Below are 18,262 nucleotides of genomic sequence, written 5' to 3'. Positions count from 1 at the left end.
ACCACAGCTTCATCAGCGCCCTGAGATACTCCAGCCACTTCTCAGAGGCTTGGGGGTCTTTAATCAGCTCATTGAGGGTTTCCTTGAACTTCTCATCACCCAATTTTTCTCGCACGTCATTAAGCTTGTTGCGCAAGTCACGGGCGGTTTGGGTCTTGGATGTTGCCTCGGCCTCAGACAGCTCCGTTAGCAGTTGCTTGACTGTCGCGCTGTCGGTCGGTTGCTCTGCCTGATTCTTCCCATACTCAGCCTTGCCGCCTTGCCACAGGCTACTTTGTGACATCGCCAAGCCATGTCGGCCCGCGCCCCATTCAACCCCATTACCAGACAATCTCGAACTCACCATTTCTCACCACCCAATGATCGCGGACGACTTCAGCCACCCGAACGGATAGGGCAGATCGCCTATCGAGCTCGATGGCTCTTGGCTTGGTAAGTGGTGAGGCGGGCGTGAGGCGTTCCAACCGGCGCGTACCGTCTTGTTACAGGACCCGCATCGACAAAGCCGGTATTGGCCCAATAACGCAAAAAGCCCCTCAAGGAGGGGCTTTCGCAGTGAAGCGCGCTAAACCAGGAGCGTCACGTCATCTGGATGATGGTCTGCATGATGGTGCTTTGGGTGGAGATAGTCTTGGCGTTCGCCTGGTAGTTGCTCTGGGCCTTGATCAGGTCTACCAGTTCGCTGGTCAGGTTGACGTTGGAGTTCTCCAGGGACTTTTGCACAATCGAGCCCAAGGTACCGGACTGAGGGGTATCGTAGCCTGGCTGCCCCGAGGCGAACGTTTCTTTCCAGGTGCTGCCGCCAGCCGGCAGCAGGCCTTGCTCGTTATTGAAGCTGGCCAGTGACAATTGGCCAACGGCCTTGCTTTGCTGGTTGCTGAAAGTAGCGAACAGCACACCATTACCGTCGATACTCAGCCCGGTAATTTCCCCCGTGGCGTAACCGTCGGTAATCGGCGGGTTACGGTAGCTGGCCGAGTTGTATTGGGTGATGTTGCCCATGTTGATAGCAATACCCCCCGGGTTCGCTGCCGCGCCGTTATCTTTCCACACATCATTGTCCAGCACGCCTGGCTTCCAGTCGCCGATGGTCAGCGTGGTATTGGACACCGTGCTGGGCGGTGTGACCACACCCTGCAGGGCACCGGCAGTATCAAACGTCAGGGTCGAAGCCACCGGCGCCACGGCACCGGTGCCACTGATCGGTGTGCCATCAGGGTTACGACCATCAATCAAGGTGTAGGACTTCCAGGTGTTGGAGTCGGTTTTGACCATGTACTGAACCATCGGGTGCGAGTTGCCCTGGGTGTCGTACAAGGTTGTCTGGTACTGGGTGGTGAAGGTCGAGGTATCGGCTGGGTCGAACGGCTTGGTCGCCTGATCAATCACCGGCTCCGACGATTTCAGGTTGCTGGTGGAGTCCACTTTGGTAGACGCCTTGGGCGGCAGGTTCGACAGGTTGATCTGCAGGTCGCTCAATGCGCCCTGGGTAACCTTGCCGTCCGTGTCTGCCATATAACCCTGCAGGCGCGAGGTGCCGGTGCTGTTGGTGATGTAACCATCCTTGTCGGTCTTGAAGGTACCGGCGCGGGTGTACTCCAGCGAGCCGTCACTGCCCTTCTGCACGAAAAATCCGCCACCCTGAATCGCCATATCCAGCAGGCCACCAGAGGCATTGACGTCGCCTTGGGTGAACTGCTGGGACACCGCCGACAGGTTCACGCCATTGCCAATGGTATTGCTGCCAGTGCCCAGCTTGGAGGCCGCATAGATGTCAGAGAACTCCGCACGGGACGACTTGAAGCCGGTGGTCGCGACGTTGGCGATGTTGTTGCCGGTCACATCCAGCTGTTTGTTGGCCGCATAGAGACCGCTAAGGCCGATATTAAAAGACATGTTTCTCTCCTCTTGCCGTATCTAGCCGGCTCTATGTACCGATAACTTGAATTTGCGAAAGTTTGATGCTGCCCATGCCGCCCGCCAGGTTGAGCTGCATCTCGCCACCGTTCTGGCCAAGGGTCACGCTGGTGACCGTAGCCGGTAACGAGGTGGTCAAGACCACGGCGTCACCTTGGTCATTCTTGGTGGTGGCATTGAAGGTGTAGGTACCGGAGTCGACTGTTTCGCCGGCTTCGTTTTTACCGTCCCAGATAAAGTCCGCCTTGCCGGCGCCCTGGGCACCCAGGTCGATGGTCTTGATCAGGTTGCCGTCCTTGTCGGTGACCTTGACAGTCACGTTACCCACCGACGAAGTGACGTTCACTGCACCAGTAAGGCTCTTGCTGGTATCGACCATCGTCTTGTCGGTCTGGATGATCACCGAGCGGCCCACCAACGAAGAGGCTTGCAGCGCCTGGGACGAACTGAAGTTGCTGGAAATTGCATTCACCGAGTCGTTCAGGGTGTTGATGCCTTCCAGGCTGCTGAACTGCGCCAGTTGCGCGACGAACGCTCCGTTATCCTGGGGCGACAACGGGTCCTGGTTTTTCAACTGGGTCACCAGCAACTGCAAAAACGCATCCTTGCCCAGCGACTGGTTGCCGGTGGCCGCTTTGGAAACGTCCCCGACATTGTTTGAGGCATCCTGGACCTTGGAGTTGAACAGGTCCTGGATCGCCGTGTTATTGGTCACATCACTGACGGCCATTTTTTACGCCCCTTATCACTGACCCAGGGTCAGGACCTTCTGCATCATGGTTTTGGCGGTGCTCATCATTTCCGCGTTGGTCTGGAACGAGCGACTGGCGGAAATCATGTCAGCCATCTCCTCGACCACATTGACGTTGGGGTAGTACACGTACCCTTTTTCATTGGCGGCAGGATGGTTAGGCTCATAACGCGCCTCCAGATTGCTCTGGTCTTCAACCACGCCCAGCACCTGGACACCCTGCCCTGCGGCATCCTGGTTCTGGAACAGCGAATCGCTGCCGCCGCTCTGGCCACCCTGGAACATAGTGGCAAACACCGGGTGACGGGCACGGTAGGTCTGGTCGATGCTCGAGGACACTGTCTCGGCATTGGCGATGTTACTGGCGACGGTATTCAGACGCGTGGTCTGGGCGCTCATACCGCTACCGGCAATATTGAAAACACTGGCTAGAGACATGACTTACTCTCCACGCAGGGCAGACATCAGCCCTTTGAATTTGCTGTTGAGCAGGGTGAAGCTGGCCTGGAAATTCACCGAGTTTTCGGCGTAAGCCGATTGCTCCAGTTGCGCGTCCACGGTGTTCTGGTCGATCGAGGGCTGCATCGGCGTGCGATACAGCAGCGACTCGTTGCCATTACCCAGGCCCTGCGCTTCGATATGACGGGTATTGGTCATGTTCAAGGCGAAGGTGCCGTTGCTGGTCTTGTCTTGCTGCGCGGCAAGCACCGCGGAGAAGTCCATGTCCCGAGCCTTGTAGTTAGGGGTATCGGCGTTGGCGATGTTGTTAGCCAGGACTTCGGCACGCTGGGCGCGAAAGCCCAGGGCGTGTTCGTGGATACCGAGCGCTTTATCGAAGCTGATGCTCATGACGGAAACCTTTAGGGGCTGACCTGCTTTTCGTAACAGGGTTAAAGCAAGGGCCATGCCAATGGGTTTAAGCACAATAAATCAATGGGTTGCGAGAAGATTGCCGGGCGGCAATGCCAGAAAGCGGCAACGGGCTTCCGCGTGACGCCAATAAAGCGGCAATGGGAGTTGCCGCTATCGAACATTTTGATCCGCGTATTACTTGGCCTGGTAAATGATTCCAGGGCTGCACTGCACCATCTGGTAATGCTCCGGCAGGCCGTTCAAGGCTTCCGATGCGCCGAGAAACAGATAGCCACCGCGCTTGAGGGTGCTGTGGATACGCAACAAAATGTCCTTCTTCACCTCGGCCGAGAAGTAGATCAACACGTTGCGGCAAAATACGATATCGAACTTGCCCAGGCTGGCATAACTGTCCAACAGGTTGAACGAACGAAACTCCACCCGACTCTTGATCGGCGCCTTGATCGCCCAGCGCCCAGCGCCCTTGGGGTCGAAGTATCGCTGCAAGCGCTCCTGGGACAAACCACGCCCCAGAGCCAGGCTGTCATACTCGCCGGTCTTGCAGTTGCTGAGCATGGTGCCGGACAAATCGGTGGCCACAATTTGCACGCCTGCCTTCAACTGGCCCAGGTTGGTCCGTTCGAACTCATCAATGGACATCGACAGCGAATAGGGTTCCTGCCCCGAAGAACACGCCGCCGACCAGATGCGCAGGCGCTGGCCGGGACTGGCCTTGATCGATTCGGGCAAAACCTTGTTCTTGAGCACCTCAAAAGGATAGGTGTCACGAAACCACAGGGTTTCGTTGGTGGTCATGGCATCGACCACCATCTCCTTGAGCCCGCCACGTGGCTGTCCCTGGATCCGCTGGACCAACTCGCCCAGGGATTTGATCCCCTGCTGCTCCATCAATTTGTTGAGACGGCTGGATACCAGGTACTGCTTGTTTTCACCGAGCAATATGCCACAGGCTTTTTCCAGGAAGACCCGGAACTGTTCGAAATCCAAATTACCCGTAGACAATGATACCGCCTCTTAAATAGCGTGACCGCAAGGGAAAAAGCCCCTAGCCGTGATCTGCTGCCTTGATCCGGTCAACCACCCGGGATGCCAGGCCATCAGGATGGAACTTGGCCAGGAAATCATCGGCGCCGACCTTCTTGACCATTGCCTGATTGAATACACCCGACAACGAAGTATGCAGGATGATATGCAGCTTTTGCATGCGTGGATCATTGCGTATCTCGGCCGTAAGGGTGTAGCCGTCCATCTCCGGCATCTCGATGTCGGAAATCATCATCAGGAACTCTTCTTCCGGCTTCTTGCCTTCGTCCACCAGCTTGCGCAGGTAATCCAGGGCCTGACGACCATCATTGAGGGCCACCACCTCGACACCAACCGTCTGCAGGCAACGGGACACTTGCTTGCGCGCCACCGAGGAATCGTCCACCGTCAGCACCCGCAGGGAAATTGCCTTGTGCTGGGTTTCGGCATCCACCACCCCCATAGAGATAGCCTCTGAAGTCGGGGCCACTTCTGCGAGGACCTTTTCCACGTCGATGATTTCCACCAACTGGTCGTCAACCCGCGTCACTGCCGTGAGGTAGTGATCACGCCCGGTACCCTTGGGCGGCGGATGGATTTCTTCCCAGTTCATATTGACGATGCGCTCCACCGAACGCACCAGGAAACCCTGGGTCTTGGTGTTGTACTCGGTGATGATCACAAATGGATTCGCGCGGTCCTGCAAACCCGCGAAACCGGTAGCCATCGCCAGGTCAAGGATCGGAATCGTCGCACCACGGATGCTGGCCACGCCACACACCACGGGGTTGGACTTGGGCATTATTGTCAGCTTGGGACATTGCAGCACCTCCCGCACCTTGAAAACATTGATACCGTAAAGCTGCTTCCCATCCAGACGGAACAGCAGTAGCTCCAGGCGGTTCTGCCCTACCAGCTGTGTGCGCTGGTTCACTGCATCCATTACACCCGCCATGCCCAGACTCCTACACTAAAACCTACGGGTACGATGCATACCCAACACTAAACGGCACGAGCTTTGCTTTTTAGTTGACCATGGACATCAAACCGACAGTTTCCCGACGCAGATCCCCACTACGGCACTTTAACCAGTGCCGCAGCTTTCTCTGCGGCTGCCTGGCAGCGCTTGCTTTCGTCGCAGGCCACCCGGCCCATGCCGACAATGTCACCCTGCCTGATCTGCTTATCGGCGTCACCCAAGGCTTTCTTGAATTTACCGTCGAAGATTATCTGGCCACCACCCAGACCCCAGGGCGCTATGAAATCCAGGTCAAGCAACTTGACCCACGCCTACGCATGCCCATGTGCGACAAGGAACTGACAGCTACCCTGGAAAGCCCGGCCCAACCCATAGGCCGCGTCACTGTACGGGTCCGTTGCGATGGAGCTTCGCCCTGGACGGTGTTTGTGCCTGCCCAGGTCAAACTGTTTCGTGATGTAGTCGTCGCTAGCCGCCCCCTGAAACGCACCGGGATCCTCGATTTCGAGGACGTTGCCCTGCGTGAACGGGACATCAGCCAGATTAATCAGGGGTACCTGACCTCCGTGGACCAGGCGCTTGGGCAGAAACTGACTCGACCAATGGTCACCGACCAAGTCATCACCCTGGTCTATCTCGAACAGGCCGAAGTCGTACGCAAGGGCGATCAGGTGGTAATCTCCGCCAGCAGCGGCACCTTGAGTGTCAAGATGCCCGGAGAAGCCCTGTCCAATGGCGGCCTGAACGAACAAATACGGGTCAAGAACCTCAACTCCAACCGGGTGATCAAGGCACGGGTGATCGCTCCGGGCCAGGTGGAAGTCGCGCTATAGATAACTGGCGTGGGACGCCGGCTTTTCCTACACTGTGCGCAGACGTCATCATGTATAGGTTTATTGTCAATCGAGCCTAAAGTTTATCCGGGTATGGCCGAAAACATGGCAAGCGTCCAAATACCCAGAGGTTTTTTAACATGGTCATTGATTTCAGTCGTTTGAATAACGCCCAGGCAACACCTGCCAATACGCGCACCAACAGTGCCAAAGACAGCGTTGAAGCCAAGCCTCAGTCCCTGCCCGCCAAGGCAGAACAGGCCAGTGCAAGCCAGAGTGGGGAATCGGTACACCTGAGCAATGAGGCTCAACAGTTGCAGAAGGTCACCGACTCGCTGCGCGATCAACCGGTTGTCAATCAAGCCCGCGTGGCCGAATTGAAGCAGGCGATTGCCGATGGCAGTTACAAAGTCGACAGCACCCGTGTAGCCAGCAAACTGCTTAACTTCGAAGCCGAGCGCTAGGCAAAGGCCTGCGCCAGGCTTTTGGACGCTTAAAAACCAAGGCCAGCCATGCACGACGAAAACTTGCTACAACTGATTACTGAAGACCTGACGCCAGCCCAGCATTTGCTTAAGCTGCTTCAGGAAGAGTCCCTGGCCCTACATGGCCGGGACATGCGTCTGCTGGAAGATATTCTGGCGCGCAAACAATCGCTGATCATCCTGCTGGAACAGCATGGCAAGAAGCGCAGCCAGATTCTGCTCAGCCTGGGGCTGCCGGCTGACCACGACGGCCTTGAGCAATTGGCCAGCCATTCCTCGGTCGGCGATCAATTGTTGAGCCAGAGCACAGCTCTCAACGAGCTGCTGCTCCAATGCCAGCAAGTCAATATGCTCAATGGCCAGTCGATCCAGCTTCAGCAAGCTACGACCGCCAACCAGTTGCGTATCCTTCACGGCGGTGAGCCCGCGGCGCTGTACAATGCCCAGGGTTCTACCTCGCGCCTGGTCAAACCCAGCACCCTCAGCCAAGCCTGACACCGGTTTATCACCCGCTCTATCAAGGCACGCCACATGATGGCAAAATGATATCTATCGCCTGCCGTATTTGCCTGGAGATGGAAGAACCGTGCTCAACGCCCTCAACGCGGAAGATGCTCCGCAGCCCAAGGTCCTCACCACACCCCTGGAAATTGCCGGAACCTTGCGGCTGCTGCAAGAGAGCCATGATCCCCTGATCATCACCTTCCACGAGCGCAACCAGCGCTTTCAAAGCTATCTGGTGGACGTAGACCGAGAGCGCAAAAGCCTTGCCCTGGACGAAATGATCCCCCATGACGGCGAACGCTACCTTAAGAATGGCGAAGCCTTCCGCGTCGAGGGTTTTCACGATGGCGTGCGGATAGCATGGGAAAGCAACGGCACTCTGACCCTCAGTGAAAAAGATGGTCAGCGCAGCTATTACGGCAGCATGCCCGACGAGGTGGTCTACCATCAGCGCCGCAATGCCTTCCGTGCAGCGCTGAAACTGACGCAACTGGTGAGCGTCGACCTGGGCGGCGAAAAACTCAAGTCTCCCATCAGTGGCAAGCTGCTGGATATTTCCGCCACCGGCTGCAAACTGCGCTTTGACGGCGATATCTCCATGCACCTGCAACTGGGCCAGGTTTATGAGCGCTTTATAGCCGCCCTGCCCTTCGGCAACATGTCCACTGCTGTGGAACTGCGTCACCTGCACTTCGAAGAAAAGATCGACACCACTTTTGCAGGTGTACGTTTTCACAATATGAGCGGGCTGGTACAACGACAGGTTGAGCGCTTTGTCTACCAACTGCAGCGCGAGGCGCGACGGCTTGACCAGGATGATGACCTTTAAGCGCTGACGGTCGCGGTAAAAAAAACGGGCGCCCCCTTCAGGAACTGCCCGTTTTTTTGTTTCAGGGACGCGCCCTGCTCAAGTCATGCGGATGATCATCCGGGTCTGGATGTTCAGGCGGCTCTGCAACGGGCTCCGGCTCGTCCAGCCCCGACTCAGGATTGACCTCGGTTTCAGCTTCGGGCCCAGGGTCCGGAACTGCCGTCTGCATCTGGTCCTGCACCACCTGCTCATCCACCCGAGGATCGAGGGCAGCCACCAGCGGCGAACTGGACATGCTGTCGGGCATCGCCACGTGATGCAGCGGCGCATCGTCCACCTGATGCAGGTTGGTCACAGCCTTCGGCCGGATACGCCAGACCAGGATCAGCGCGCACAAGCTGAAAAACGCATAAAGCATCTGACTGCCGAACAGCTTCATCACCACACCTGCCAACAGCGGCCCGACACTGGCGCCGACGCCGTAAGTCACCAGCAACATGGCTGTCAGGGAAACCCGACGATCGCCCTCGACATGGTCATTGGAAAACGCCACTGCCAGCGGGTACAGGCAAAACTGCACCAGGGAACAGAAAAAACCGGCAATAAACAATACCTCCAGCGGCACCTGGCTCATGATCGCCAACGGCAACGCTGCCACCGCCAGGCACAATGCGAAGCAACGAATCAACAACGCCCGATCATAACGATCCGACAACCAGCCCAGCGGCCACTGCACCACCAACCCGGCAAAAATGCAGCTACCCATGAACAGGCCGACTTGCTCGGTAGTCAGGCCTTGCTGGGACGCATAGAGCGGCGCCAGGCCATAGAAGGAGCCGACGATCAGCCCGGCGCCCAACACCGTACTGAGGGACTGCGGCACCCGCTTGATGAAGAAGCGCGGTTCCATCGGCGCAGGATGCAAGGGCGCCGGGTGAATACGCTGGGTCATGGCCACCGGCACCAGGCACAAGGCAAAGCACAGCGCCACCAGCATCAATAGCTCAAGGCCCAATTGTGGGTGCATGACCAGTATCAGTTGGCCCAGCACCAGGCCCAGGTAAGAGGCAATCATGTAGCCGCTGAAGACCATACCTCGCTGCTTGGCCTCCGCCTGCTCATTGAGCCAGCTCTCGATCACCATGTACTGGCACATCATGCCCAGGCCCACGACCACCCGCAGCACGATCCAGGCCGACAGCCAATCGACCAGGCCGTGACCCAGCACTGCCGCACCGACAATCCCGGCGCAGGTAGCGTACGCGCGGATATGCCCCACACGGGCAATCAGGCGGTGACCGATCTTGCCCCCCAACACCAGGCCGAAGTAGTTGGCCGCCATCAGTGCACCCACCCACAGACTGTCGACATTATCTGCCGCCAGGCGCAGGGCCAGGTACGTACTCAACAAACCGGAGCCGATCAGCATCATCAAGGAGGCGAAATACAGGGCTCGAAAAGATTTCAAGATTTGGCGCATCGGCGTTCCGAGCGGCTCCTTGCAGTGGGTGTCAGGCTATCGGAATGATAGTCCGACGGCGCAGTGTCGTCAGGCCCCAGAAGCCAAAATACCTGGGTTTCAGGGAGTAAGTTGTTTAAAACAGTAGCAGCGCCATGGGGCTACGTCTCAGACGCTCCATCGTGACCGCAAAGGTACAATGCACAGACGAAAACTCGCACCACCCCGCTATTGGCTTCCCCTGTGAACCTCAAGCCTCGGCAAGGTTCGCAGCGCGATCAAAAATACCTGAATACTCAGACGTTTCGCTCGATCAGCGGTGCAGCGATCACCCAACACCCGCTCACAAAAAAACCCCGCCAGCGTGAACTGAACGGGGCTTTCTTGATGTCCTTTGCCCTTTCGAAAAAAAGCAGAACCTCAATATGGTGTCCCAGGGCCGGTTCGAACGGCCAACCTTCCCCTTAGGAGGGGGATGCTCTATCCAATTGAGCTACTGGGACAAATGATAGTCACTGTGCCAAAAGCACTGCGACGGACGGCGTGCATGTTAACGGCCGGGCTGGGTTTTGTCATGTCGTCCGTAGGCTTTTTGAGTGTAAGCCGAACCTCTCAAGGGCCAGCAGGGTTCCTTCAACAATGACGAGGGATACAGGCCACCGTGCAAAACGCACGACCTTAAAATGCCATCATTGCAAATTGCAATAAACCATATTTCTAAAAATAGATTAACTTTATGATTTAAAACGTTTTTTTACACAATAAAGACTGGCACATACCCTGCAATCATCATCTTTGTAAATCCAGCCAATCACACCAGCGCATGGAGAACACAGTCATGAACAGTACACTTTTGCTAGCGCTCAATGCCGTGGCACTGGCCGTACTGATGATGTTCCATATTCAATCCGATGTCGGTAATGCCGTGGTAAACGTCAGCCAGGCTGGCTCACACCGCCTGCAACAGCGCCCGCAGTTGGCAGTCATGACAGCCAAGACCCAATCGGCAATGCAAGCAGCTCAAGATACCCAAGCCGCCCCCTCGTCTGACCACTTGATTTTCTAACCGCTGATCCTGTGGATTTTCCCCGTCCAGGCGCTCGATCTTATTCCCCCCCGCCCTAGAAAAAATATCAAACTGCCATCACTCTTAAAAAGACAGGCGAAATGCCATATTGCGACAGGATGCTCGCCCAGAAAGCCCATGGCACCTAGGGTCTGCGGCTTCGTCGCTCGTTGAGGCGCCTCACAAAAAGTTTTCCAACCAGTCCGCAAATTTGAGAATGAGTGCTGGCATAAAGCCTTTAGCCAGTTCAATATTTGTCACAGATTTGACGCCAATGGAATGGCAAATTTGGGGCATGATGCGGCCTCTTTGCAATTCCGGTTGAACATTTGGCGGCAAACCTTGTCCTAAAAGACATCTTGCGGCCAATTCCAAAAACCGCTCCCCTGAACTAACCGGTTAAATATATGCGCCCATTGAAACAGGCAATTTATTCCAGCCGTACGGCTGACAAGTTCGTCGTACGTCTGCCAGACGGAATGCGGGAACGCATTGCCGAGGTGGCTCGCAATCATCACCGCAGCATGAACTCCGAAATCATCGCGCGCCTGGAGCAAAGCCTTATTCAGGAAGGTGCGCTGGGTGACGAGCTGAGCATGCGCCTGGACAGCCCAGAGCTGTCATTGCACGAACGCGAATTGCTGCAGCGCTTCCGTCAGCTCTCTCACCGTCAGCAAAACGCTCTCGTGTCGCTTATCGCCCACGATGCCGAGGCTGCAGCAAACGCCAACTGATTTTCAATTGAAAGCTGAAGCCAGCCATGTGCTGGCTTTTTTTTGCCTGGGTTTCTTGGGAGGTCGTTGGGGTGGGTGCACACCCAGCGAGGGGCAAGGCCCCTCGCCACAGACGGGATCAGAGCAGGAAGATGGTCGCCAGGCCAAGGAAGATAAAGAAGCCGCCACTGTCGGTCATGGCGGTGATCATCACGCTGGCGCCCATGGCAGGGTCGCGCCCAAGGCGTACCAGGGTCATAGGGATCAGCACCCCCATCAATGCAGCCAATAGCAAGTTAAGCGTCATGGCGGCAGTCATGACCACCCCCAGGGACCAACTGCCATAAAGCAGGTAAGCCACAATGCCGATAACCCCGCCCCACACCAAGCCATTGATCAAGGCGACTGCCAGCTCCTTGCGCAGCAGCCGCGAGCCATGACCCGTACTCACCTGATCCAGCGCCATGGCGCGAACAATCATGGTGATCGTCTGGTTGCCCGAATTGCCCCCGATCCCGGCCACGATCGGCATCAGTGCCGCCAGCGCCACCAGCTTCTCGATAGAACCCTCGAACAACCCAATCACTCGCGAAGCGAAAAACGCAGTAATCAGATTGACCGCCAGCCAGGCCCAGCGGTTACGCAGAGACTTCCAGACTGACGCAAAAATATCTTCCTCTTCACGCAGACCCGCCATATTGAGGACTTCGCTTTCGCTTTCCTCACGAATCAGGTCAACCATTTCATCGATGGTCAACCGGCCGATCAGTTTGCCGTTCTTATCGACTACTGGAGCCGAGATCAAGTCGTAACGCTCGAACGCCTGAGCGGCGTCGTAAGCATCTTCGTCCGGGTGAAAGCTCACCGGGTCGCTGGCCATGACGTCCGCGACTTTCTTCTCCGGATCGTTTACCAGCAGGCGCTTGATCGGCAGCACGCCCTTGAGAATGCCTTCGGAGTCGACCACAAAGAGCTTGTCGGTATGACCCGGCAGTTCCTTGAGCCGACGCAGGTAACGCAGGACGACTTCCAGGCTGACGTCTTCGCGAATGGTCACCATCTCGAAGTCCATCAGTGCGCCGACCTGATCCTCGTCATAGGACAACGCGGAGCGCACACGCTCACGCTGCTGGCCGTCGAGAGCCTCCATCAACTCATGGACAACGTCACGGGGTAGCTCAGGAGCCAGATCAGCCAGTTCGTCGGCATCCATCTCCTTGGCCGCGGCCAGGAGTTCATGATCGTCCATGTCGGCGATCAGGGTTTCACGCACCGAGTCGGATACTTCAAGGAGGATGTCGCCGTCGCGATCAGCCTTGACCAACTGCCAGAGGGTCAGTCGATCATCCAGAGGCAAGGCCTCAAGAATGTAGGCAACGTCGGCGGAGTGCAGATCATCGAGTTTACGCTGCAACTCGACGAGGTTTTGCCGGTGGACCAGGTTCTCGACCCGATCGTGATTCGGACCTTCCTGGCGATGGGTCAGGTCTTCGACCACACGCTGGCGCTGCAGCAACTCGACCACCTGAGCCAGGCGATCCTGCAGACTTTCTTGTGTTTTCTTTACTTCAACTTCGGTCATAGGCGAGCTCCACTCCCAGCAGCAGGGCACGCCGGAAGAATCAATCAGTCAATTCATGATTGGTAAAACGAGAAATTAAGTAACTACTGGGTAAGTCCATGGAGGTATTCCACAAGCCCCGGCGGGGCTGACGAGCGCAATGATACACCGCTTGGCCGTTTTAAACGTCAAAAAACTGGAAAGAACAAGCGCTTGCGAAGCAAACCTGAGTATTAATCGCACATATGAAACTGCGACGACGTCTGCCAAATAGAAAACACATAGGCGCAGAGAAAAAGGTTTAGCTTGGGATCAAGCCTACGACAGTGTTCCGGATCGACGAGAGGAAATAAAAATCCAAGACGGCAAAAAGCCCGCACTAGGCGGGCTTTTTGTTGTTTGGTGCACTCGACAGGATTCGAACCTGTGACCGCTCGGTTCGTAGCCGAGTACTCTATCCAGCTGAGCTACGAGTGCAAGTTGTGTTTTTAAACCAGACCACAACTGGTTGAAGCCAAGCTACCTGCATTACTGCAACTAACTCTTAAATGGTGCACTCGACAGGATTCGAACCTGTGACCGCTCGGTTCGTAGCCGAGTACTCTATCCAGCTGAGCTACGAGTGCATTTGTTGCCGCGCATTATAGGCCGTTCAATCTCTATGTAAAGCTATTTTTTCTAGCAGTTTCAACAACTTACCGAAAAAATCCAGATTGCAACGTACTAAGCAAATAATGGCGGAGAACGGGGGATTCGAACCCCCGACACCCTTTTGAGGTGTACTCCCTTAGCAGGGGAGCGCCTTCGGCCACTCGGCCAGCTCTCCGCAACACGGGGCGTATATTAACCAGCTTCATCCCCGTTTGCAAACATAAAAAACGATAAAAATTAATGGCTTGGTTCTTCGTCCTTCTCTTTCTTGATCCGCTGGTAGATTTCCTCACGGTGGACAGCCACCTCTTTCGGAGCGTTAACCCCGATTCGTACTTGATTACCTTTGACGCCAAGCACGGTCACGGTGATTTCGCCATCACCAATAATCAGGCTCTCCGCGCATCGACGAGTCAGAATCAGCATACCTTTCTCCTTACGCATTTCAGTTCAGGAACAACAGTCTGCAAAAAAAAGGCATTCGACCTACAACCAGATGGCCGTAGCCCTACCCGCCTTAGTATTGTCGAGCGGGTGCAAACGAACAGGTCTGCACACGCGCCAAACAAAAAAATGAAAGCCGCGGCCAAGCCACGCCCTCCTGGTAACGCATCACTCGCCCTGAGGGGCTGGAGCGTCCAGCTCAAAAGCGGTATGCAGTGCGCGTACAGCCAGTTCCAGGTACTTTTCTTCGATGACTACCGACACCTTGATTTCCGAAGTAGAGATCATCTGGATGTTGATGCTCTCCTTGGCCAGGGCTTCGAACATGCGACTGGCAACACCGGCATGGGAACGCATGCCCACGCCAACGATCGACACCTTGGCAATCTTGATATCGCCAACCACTTCACGGGCGCCAATTTCGCTAGCGGTGTTCTCCAGGATACGGTGAGCCGCTTCGTACTCGTTGCGGTGCACAGTGAAGGTGAAGTCGGTGGTGTTATCGTGCGAGACGTTCTGCACAATCATGTCGACTTCAATGTTAGCGCCGCTGATTGGCCCGAGAATCTTGAAGGCCACGCCCGGGGTGTCTGGCACGCCACGGATGGTCAGCTTGGCTTCATCGCGGTTAAAAGCGATGCCGGAAATGATCGGCTGTTCCATGGATTCCTCTTCATCAATAGTAATGAGGGTGCCCGGACCCTCCTTGAAGCTGTGCAATACGCGCAGCGGAACGTTGTACTTGCCGGCGAACTCCACCGCTCGAATCTGCAACACCTTGGAGCCGAGACTGGCCATTTCCAGCATCTCTTCAAAGGTGATCTTGTCCAGGCGCTGAGCCACAGGTACAACCCGCGGGTCAGTTGTGTAGACACCGTCAACGTCAGTGTAGATCTGGCATTCGTCTGCCTTCAGGGCTGCCGCCAGGGCCACACCAGTAGTATCCGAACCGCCACGACCGAGGGTGGTGATATTGCCGTGTTCGTCGACGCCCTGGAAACCGGCGACGACAACCACGCGACCAGCCTTCAGGTCACCGCGAATTTTCTGATCATCAATCTGCAGGATGCGCGCTTTATTGTGCGCACTGTCGGTCAGGATGCGTACCTGACTGCCAGTGTAGGACACCGCCGACACGCCACGCTTGATCAACGCCATGGTCAACAGCGCAATGGTCACCTGCTCACCCGTGGAGATGATCACGTCCAACTCACGGGGAACCGGTTGCTGATCGCCACTGACTTGCCTGGCCAAATCGATCAGACGATTGGTCTCGCCACTCATGGCCGACAGCACCACCACCAGGTCGTCGCCGGCATCGCGGAATTTCTTAACCTTGTCGGCAACCTGCTCGATTCGTTCGACAGAGCCGACCGAGGTGCCTCCAAATTTCTGTACGATCAAAGCCATTTCTAAGCCGCCTCAGCCCGTAAGGGCCGCCCAATATTCAATCAACCAGCACTGCCCGCCCGCGACTAGCCCATAAGGGCTAGTCCACGAGCTACGCAGCGTCTTAAATACCTGCCTCGACAAACGGCACGGTCAGAGCCAGGGCCACGTCCAGGGCAGCTGCGTCAGTACCACCGCCCTGCGCCATGTCCGGACGACCACCGCCCTTCCCGCCCACTGCCGCAGCGGCTTGCTTCATCAAATCACCGGCCTTGAGTTGGCCAGTCAGGTCCTTGGTTACACCGGCAACCAACACGACCTTTTCTTCATGGACACTGCCGAGCAGGATCACTGCGCGGCCGAGCTTGTTCTTCAACTGATCGACCAGAGCCAACAGCGCCTTGCCATCCTGGCCATCCAGGCGTACCGCCAGCACCTTGACACCCTTGACGTCCAGGGCAGAGGCCGACAGATCGTCGCCCGCAGCACTGGCAGCCTTGGCTTGCAGCTGTTCCAGTTGCTTCTCCAACTGACGGTTGCGCTCCAGTACAGCGCCAAGCTTGTCGATCAGGTTGTCACGACTGCCCTTGACCAGGCTGGCCGCTTCCTTGAGTTGCTCTTCACCGGCATTAAGGTAAGCCAGGGCCACTGCGCCCGTCACCGCTTCAATACGACGCACACCGGAAGCCACACCGCCTTCGCTGATGATTTTCAACAGGCCGATGTCACCGGTACGGTCGGCGTGTATACCACCGCACAGCTCCACGGAGAAGCTACCGCCCATGCTCAGTACACGCACTTCGTCGCCGTATTTCTCGCCAAACAGCGCCATGGCGCCTTTTTTCTTGGCGGTTTCAATATCGGTTTCTTCGGTTTGCACCGCAGTGTTCTTGCGAATTTCAGCGTTGACGATGTCTTCCAGCGCCTTCAACTGCTCAGGCTTGATCGCCTCGAAGTGACTGAAGTCAAAGCGCAGGCGCTGGCTATCGACCAACGAGCCCTTCTGTTGCACATGCTCACCCAGCACCTGGCGCAACGCGGCGTGCAGCAAGTGAGTGGCCGAATGATTCAAAGCGGTTGCATGCCGTACATCAGCATCGACCTGGGTGTCTACTGGCGCGCCGATGGTCAAGTTGCCCAATACCAACACACCGTGGTGCAGGAAAGCACCGCCGGTCTTGGTGGTGTCACGCACATCAAAACGACCGGACGTCGAGCTCAAGAAACCACAATCACCCACCTGCCCACCCGACTCGGCATAGAACGGTGTCTGATCGAGGACCACAACGCCTTCCTCGCCTTCGCTCAAGACGTCGACCGACTTGCCGTCCTTATAGATAGCAACGATCTTGGCCGAGCCGACGGTGGCGTGATAACCGGTGAAAGTGGTCGCCACATCAACCTTGACCAAGGTGTTGTAGTCCAGGCCAAAGGAACTGGCGGAACGGGCACGTACCCGCTGGGCTTCCATCTCGCGTTCAAAACCGGCTTCATCGACCGTCAGTTCGCGCTCACGGGCGATGTCGGCAGTCAGGTCCATCGGGAAGCCGTAAGTATCGTAAAGCTTGAACACCACGTCGCCCGGCACCACGCTACCTTTGAGCTCAGCCAGGTCTTGCTCCAGAATCTTCAGGCCGTGTTCCAGGGTCTTGGAGAACTGCTCTTCTTCAGCCTTGAGTACACGCTCGATGGTGGCTTGCTGCTGCTTGAGTTCCGGGAAGGCCTCGCCCATCTCGGCCACCAGAGCCGCAACGATTTTGTAGAAGAAGCTACCAGTGGCACCCAGCTTGTTACCGTGACGGCAGGCTCGACGAATGATACGGCGCAACACGTAGCCACGGCCTTCGTTGGACGGCAGCACGCCGTCGGCAATCAGGAAGCCGCAAGAACGGATATGGTCCGACACCACCTTGAGTGAAGACTGGTCTTCGTTGGCGCAGCCAATGGCAACGGCTGAAGCACTCAGCAGATTCTTGAACAGGTCGATTTCGTAGTTGGAGTGAACGTGCTGCATCACCGCACTGATCCGCTCCAGGCCCATGCCGGTATCGACCGACGGCGCAGGCAGCGGATGCAACACGCCATCGGCGGTGCGGTTGAACTGCATGAACACGTTGTTCCAGATTTCGATATAGCGGTCGCCGTCTTCCTCCGGAGAACCGGGTGGGCCACCCCAGATATCGGCGCCATGATCGTAGAAAATCTCGGTGCACGGGCCGCACGGGCCGGTATCGCCCATGGTCCAGAAATTGTCGGACGCATAAGGCGCGCCCTTGTTGTCGCCAATGCGGATCATGCGCTCGGCCGGCACACCGATGCCCTGGGTCCAGATCTCGTAGGCTTCGTCATCAGTGGCGTAGACGGTGACCCAGAGCTTTTCTTTCGGCAGTTTCAGTACACCGGTCAGGAACGTCCAGGCAAAGGTAATGGCGTCACGCTTGAAATAGTCGCCGAAACTGAAGTTACCCAGCATCTCGAAAAACGTATGGTGGCGAGCGGTGTAGCCAACATTTTCCAGGTCACTGTTCTTGCCGCCGGCGCGTACGCACTTCTGACTGCTGGTGGCGCGGGAATAGGCGCGTTTTTCCTGGCCCAGGAAGCAGTCCTTGAACTGGTTCATCCCCGCGTTAGTGAACAGCAGGGTAGGGTCATTGCCTGGGATCAAGGAGCTGGAGGCAACACGGGTGTGGCCTTGCTCTTCGAAGAAGCGAAGGAAGGCTTCACGGATTTCTGCGCTTTTCATTAGGTTCTTCCACGGAGGCTGCGGCCAAAGGCCAGTGCACAACGTCATCAGACGGAGCGA

Annotated in this window: 18 protein-coding genes, 4 tRNA genes and 1 pseudogene; 6 read left to right on the top strand and 17 right to left on the bottom strand. The window is 56.6% G+C overall.

Annotated features, from left to right (window positions below):
- The 7 genes and pseudogenes from GIR22_RS23110 to GIR22_RS23080 form a co-directional block, all read right to left on the bottom strand.
- Positions 1-283, bottom strand: a pseudogene (locus GIR22_RS23110) (hypothetical protein); the annotation flags it as partial.
- A gap of 296 nt (positions 284-579) precedes the next feature.
- Positions 580-1,896, bottom strand: coding sequence for a flagellar hook protein FlgE (flgE, locus tag GIR22_RS23105; RefSeq protein WP_154745587.1), 1,317 nt, complete (start codon positions 1,894-1,896; stop codon positions 580-582).
- A gap of 31 nt (positions 1,897-1,927) precedes the next feature.
- Complete coding sequence (gene flgD / locus GIR22_RS23100; RefSeq protein ID WP_154745586.1) at positions 1,928-2,647, bottom strand: flagellar hook assembly protein FlgD; 720 nt, start codon at positions 2,645-2,647, stop codon at positions 1,928-1,930.
- A 15-nt stretch (positions 2,648-2,662) separates the two neighbouring features.
- Positions 2,663-3,106: a flagellar basal body rod protein FlgC gene (flgC, locus tag GIR22_RS23095; RefSeq protein WP_154745585.1), complete on the bottom strand. Its 444-nt coding sequence runs from the start codon at positions 3,104-3,106 to the stop codon at positions 2,663-2,665.
- Positions 3,107-3,109: 3 nt separating this feature from the next.
- Positions 3,110-3,517, bottom strand: coding sequence for a flagellar basal body rod protein FlgB (flgB, locus tag GIR22_RS23090; RefSeq protein WP_154745584.1), 408 nt, complete (start codon positions 3,515-3,517; stop codon positions 3,110-3,112).
- 198 nt (positions 3,518-3,715) lie between these two features.
- Positions 3,716-4,543, bottom strand: coding sequence for a protein-glutamate O-methyltransferase CheR (cheR, locus tag GIR22_RS23085; RefSeq protein ID WP_154745583.1), 828 nt, complete (start codon positions 4,541-4,543; stop codon positions 3,716-3,718).
- 43 nt (positions 4,544-4,586) lie between these two features.
- Positions 4,587-5,519, bottom strand: coding sequence for a chemotaxis protein CheV (locus GIR22_RS23080; protein WP_154745582.1), 933 nt, complete (start codon positions 5,517-5,519; stop codon positions 4,587-4,589).
- 80 nt (positions 5,520-5,599) lie between these two features.
- Here GIR22_RS23080 and flgA point away from each other — a divergent pair, with 80 nt between their 5' ends.
- From flgA to GIR22_RS23060, 4 genes are all read left to right on the top strand, one after another.
- Positions 5,600-6,376: a flagellar basal body P-ring formation chaperone FlgA gene (gene flgA, locus GIR22_RS23075; RefSeq protein WP_154745581.1), complete on the top strand. Its 777-nt coding sequence runs from the start codon at positions 5,600-5,602 to the stop codon at positions 6,374-6,376.
- 140 nt (positions 6,377-6,516) lie between these two features.
- Entirely contained in the window at positions 6,517-6,840 is a 324-nt protein-coding gene (gene flgM, locus GIR22_RS23070) for a flagellar biosynthesis anti-sigma factor FlgM (RefSeq protein WP_154745580.1), read from the top strand.
- Positions 6,841-6,888: 48 nt separating this feature from the next.
- Positions 6,889-7,356, top strand: a complete 468-nt coding sequence (locus GIR22_RS23065; protein ID WP_154745579.1) for a flagella synthesis protein FlgN — start codon at positions 6,889-6,891, stop codon at positions 7,354-7,356.
- Between the two features lie 91 nt (positions 7,357-7,447).
- A complete protein-coding gene (locus tag GIR22_RS23060; protein WP_178122432.1) occupies positions 7,448-8,194 on the top strand; it encodes a flagellar regulator YcgR PilZN domain-containing protein in 747 nt (248 codons plus the stop codon).
- A gap of 61 nt (positions 8,195-8,255) precedes the next feature.
- Here GIR22_RS23060 and GIR22_RS23055 read toward each other — a convergent pair whose 3' ends face one another.
- Together GIR22_RS23055 and GIR22_RS23050 are read right to left on the bottom strand one after the other, a co-directional pair.
- Positions 8,256-9,656 carry an MFS transporter gene (locus tag GIR22_RS23055; RefSeq protein ID WP_154745577.1) on the bottom strand — a complete coding sequence of 467 codons (1,401 nt, stop codon included), beginning with the start codon at positions 9,654-9,656 and terminating at the stop codon, positions 8,256-8,258.
- 405 nt (positions 9,657-10,061) lie between these two features.
- Positions 10,062-10,138, bottom strand: a tRNA-Arg gene (locus GIR22_RS23050).
- A 335-nt stretch (positions 10,139-10,473) separates the two neighbouring features.
- Between GIR22_RS23050 and GIR22_RS23045 the strand changes: the two genes are divergently transcribed.
- Complete coding sequence (locus GIR22_RS23045; protein WP_154745576.1) at positions 10,474-10,701, top strand: hypothetical protein; 228 nt, start codon at positions 10,474-10,476, stop codon at positions 10,699-10,701.
- A gap of 180 nt (positions 10,702-10,881) precedes the next feature.
- On the opposite strand, the gene GIR22_RS23040 is transcribed toward GIR22_RS23045, so the two are convergent.
- Entirely contained in the window at positions 10,882-11,076 is a 195-nt protein-coding gene (locus tag GIR22_RS23040; RefSeq protein WP_154745575.1) for a hypothetical protein, read from the bottom strand.
- 32 nt (positions 11,077-11,108) lie between these two features.
- Here GIR22_RS23040 and GIR22_RS23035 point away from each other — a divergent pair, with 32 nt between their 5' ends.
- A complete protein-coding gene (locus GIR22_RS23035) occupies positions 11,109-11,435 on the top strand; it encodes an Arc family DNA-binding protein (RefSeq protein WP_154745574.1) in 327 nt (108 codons plus the stop codon).
- Between the two features lie 118 nt (positions 11,436-11,553).
- Here the strand turns inward: GIR22_RS23035 and mgtE are convergent, their stop codons facing one another.
- From mgtE to alaS, 7 genes are all read right to left on the bottom strand, one after another.
- Entirely contained in the window at positions 11,554-12,996 is a 1,443-nt protein-coding gene (gene mgtE / locus GIR22_RS23030) for a magnesium transporter (protein ID WP_154745573.1), read from the bottom strand.
- Between the two features lie 379 nt (positions 12,997-13,375).
- Positions 13,376-13,452, bottom strand: a tRNA-Arg gene (locus tag GIR22_RS23025).
- Between the two features lie 72 nt (positions 13,453-13,524).
- A tRNA-Arg gene (locus tag GIR22_RS23020) sits at positions 13,525-13,601 on the bottom strand.
- Positions 13,602-13,710: 109 nt separating this feature from the next.
- Positions 13,711-13,801: transfer RNA gene (locus GIR22_RS23015), tRNA-Ser, on the bottom strand.
- Positions 13,802-13,863: 62 nt separating this feature from the next.
- Positions 13,864-14,052: a carbon storage regulator CsrA gene (gene csrA / locus GIR22_RS23010; RefSeq protein WP_154745572.1), complete on the bottom strand. Its 189-nt coding sequence runs from the start codon at positions 14,050-14,052 to the stop codon at positions 13,864-13,866.
- Positions 14,053-14,238: 186 nt separating this feature from the next.
- On the bottom strand, positions 14,239-15,480 hold the full coding sequence (locus tag GIR22_RS23005; RefSeq protein ID WP_154745571.1) for an aspartate kinase: 1,242 nt from the start codon (positions 15,478-15,480) through the stop codon (positions 14,239-14,241).
- A gap of 103 nt (positions 15,481-15,583) precedes the next feature.
- A complete protein-coding gene (gene alaS / locus GIR22_RS23000; RefSeq protein ID WP_154745570.1) occupies positions 15,584-18,202 on the bottom strand; it encodes an alanine--tRNA ligase in 2,619 nt (872 codons plus the stop codon).
- Between the last annotated feature and the right edge of the window lie 60 nt (positions 18,203-18,262).

This window comes from Pseudomonas karstica, assembly GCF_009707515.1.
In the GTDB taxonomy this organism is placed as follows: Bacteria; Pseudomonadota; Gammaproteobacteria; order Pseudomonadales; family Pseudomonadaceae; genus Aquipseudomonas; species Aquipseudomonas karstica.
The sequence above is the reverse complement of the archived record's forward strand: the minus strand, read 5'-3'. Positions and strand labels throughout refer to the sequence as shown.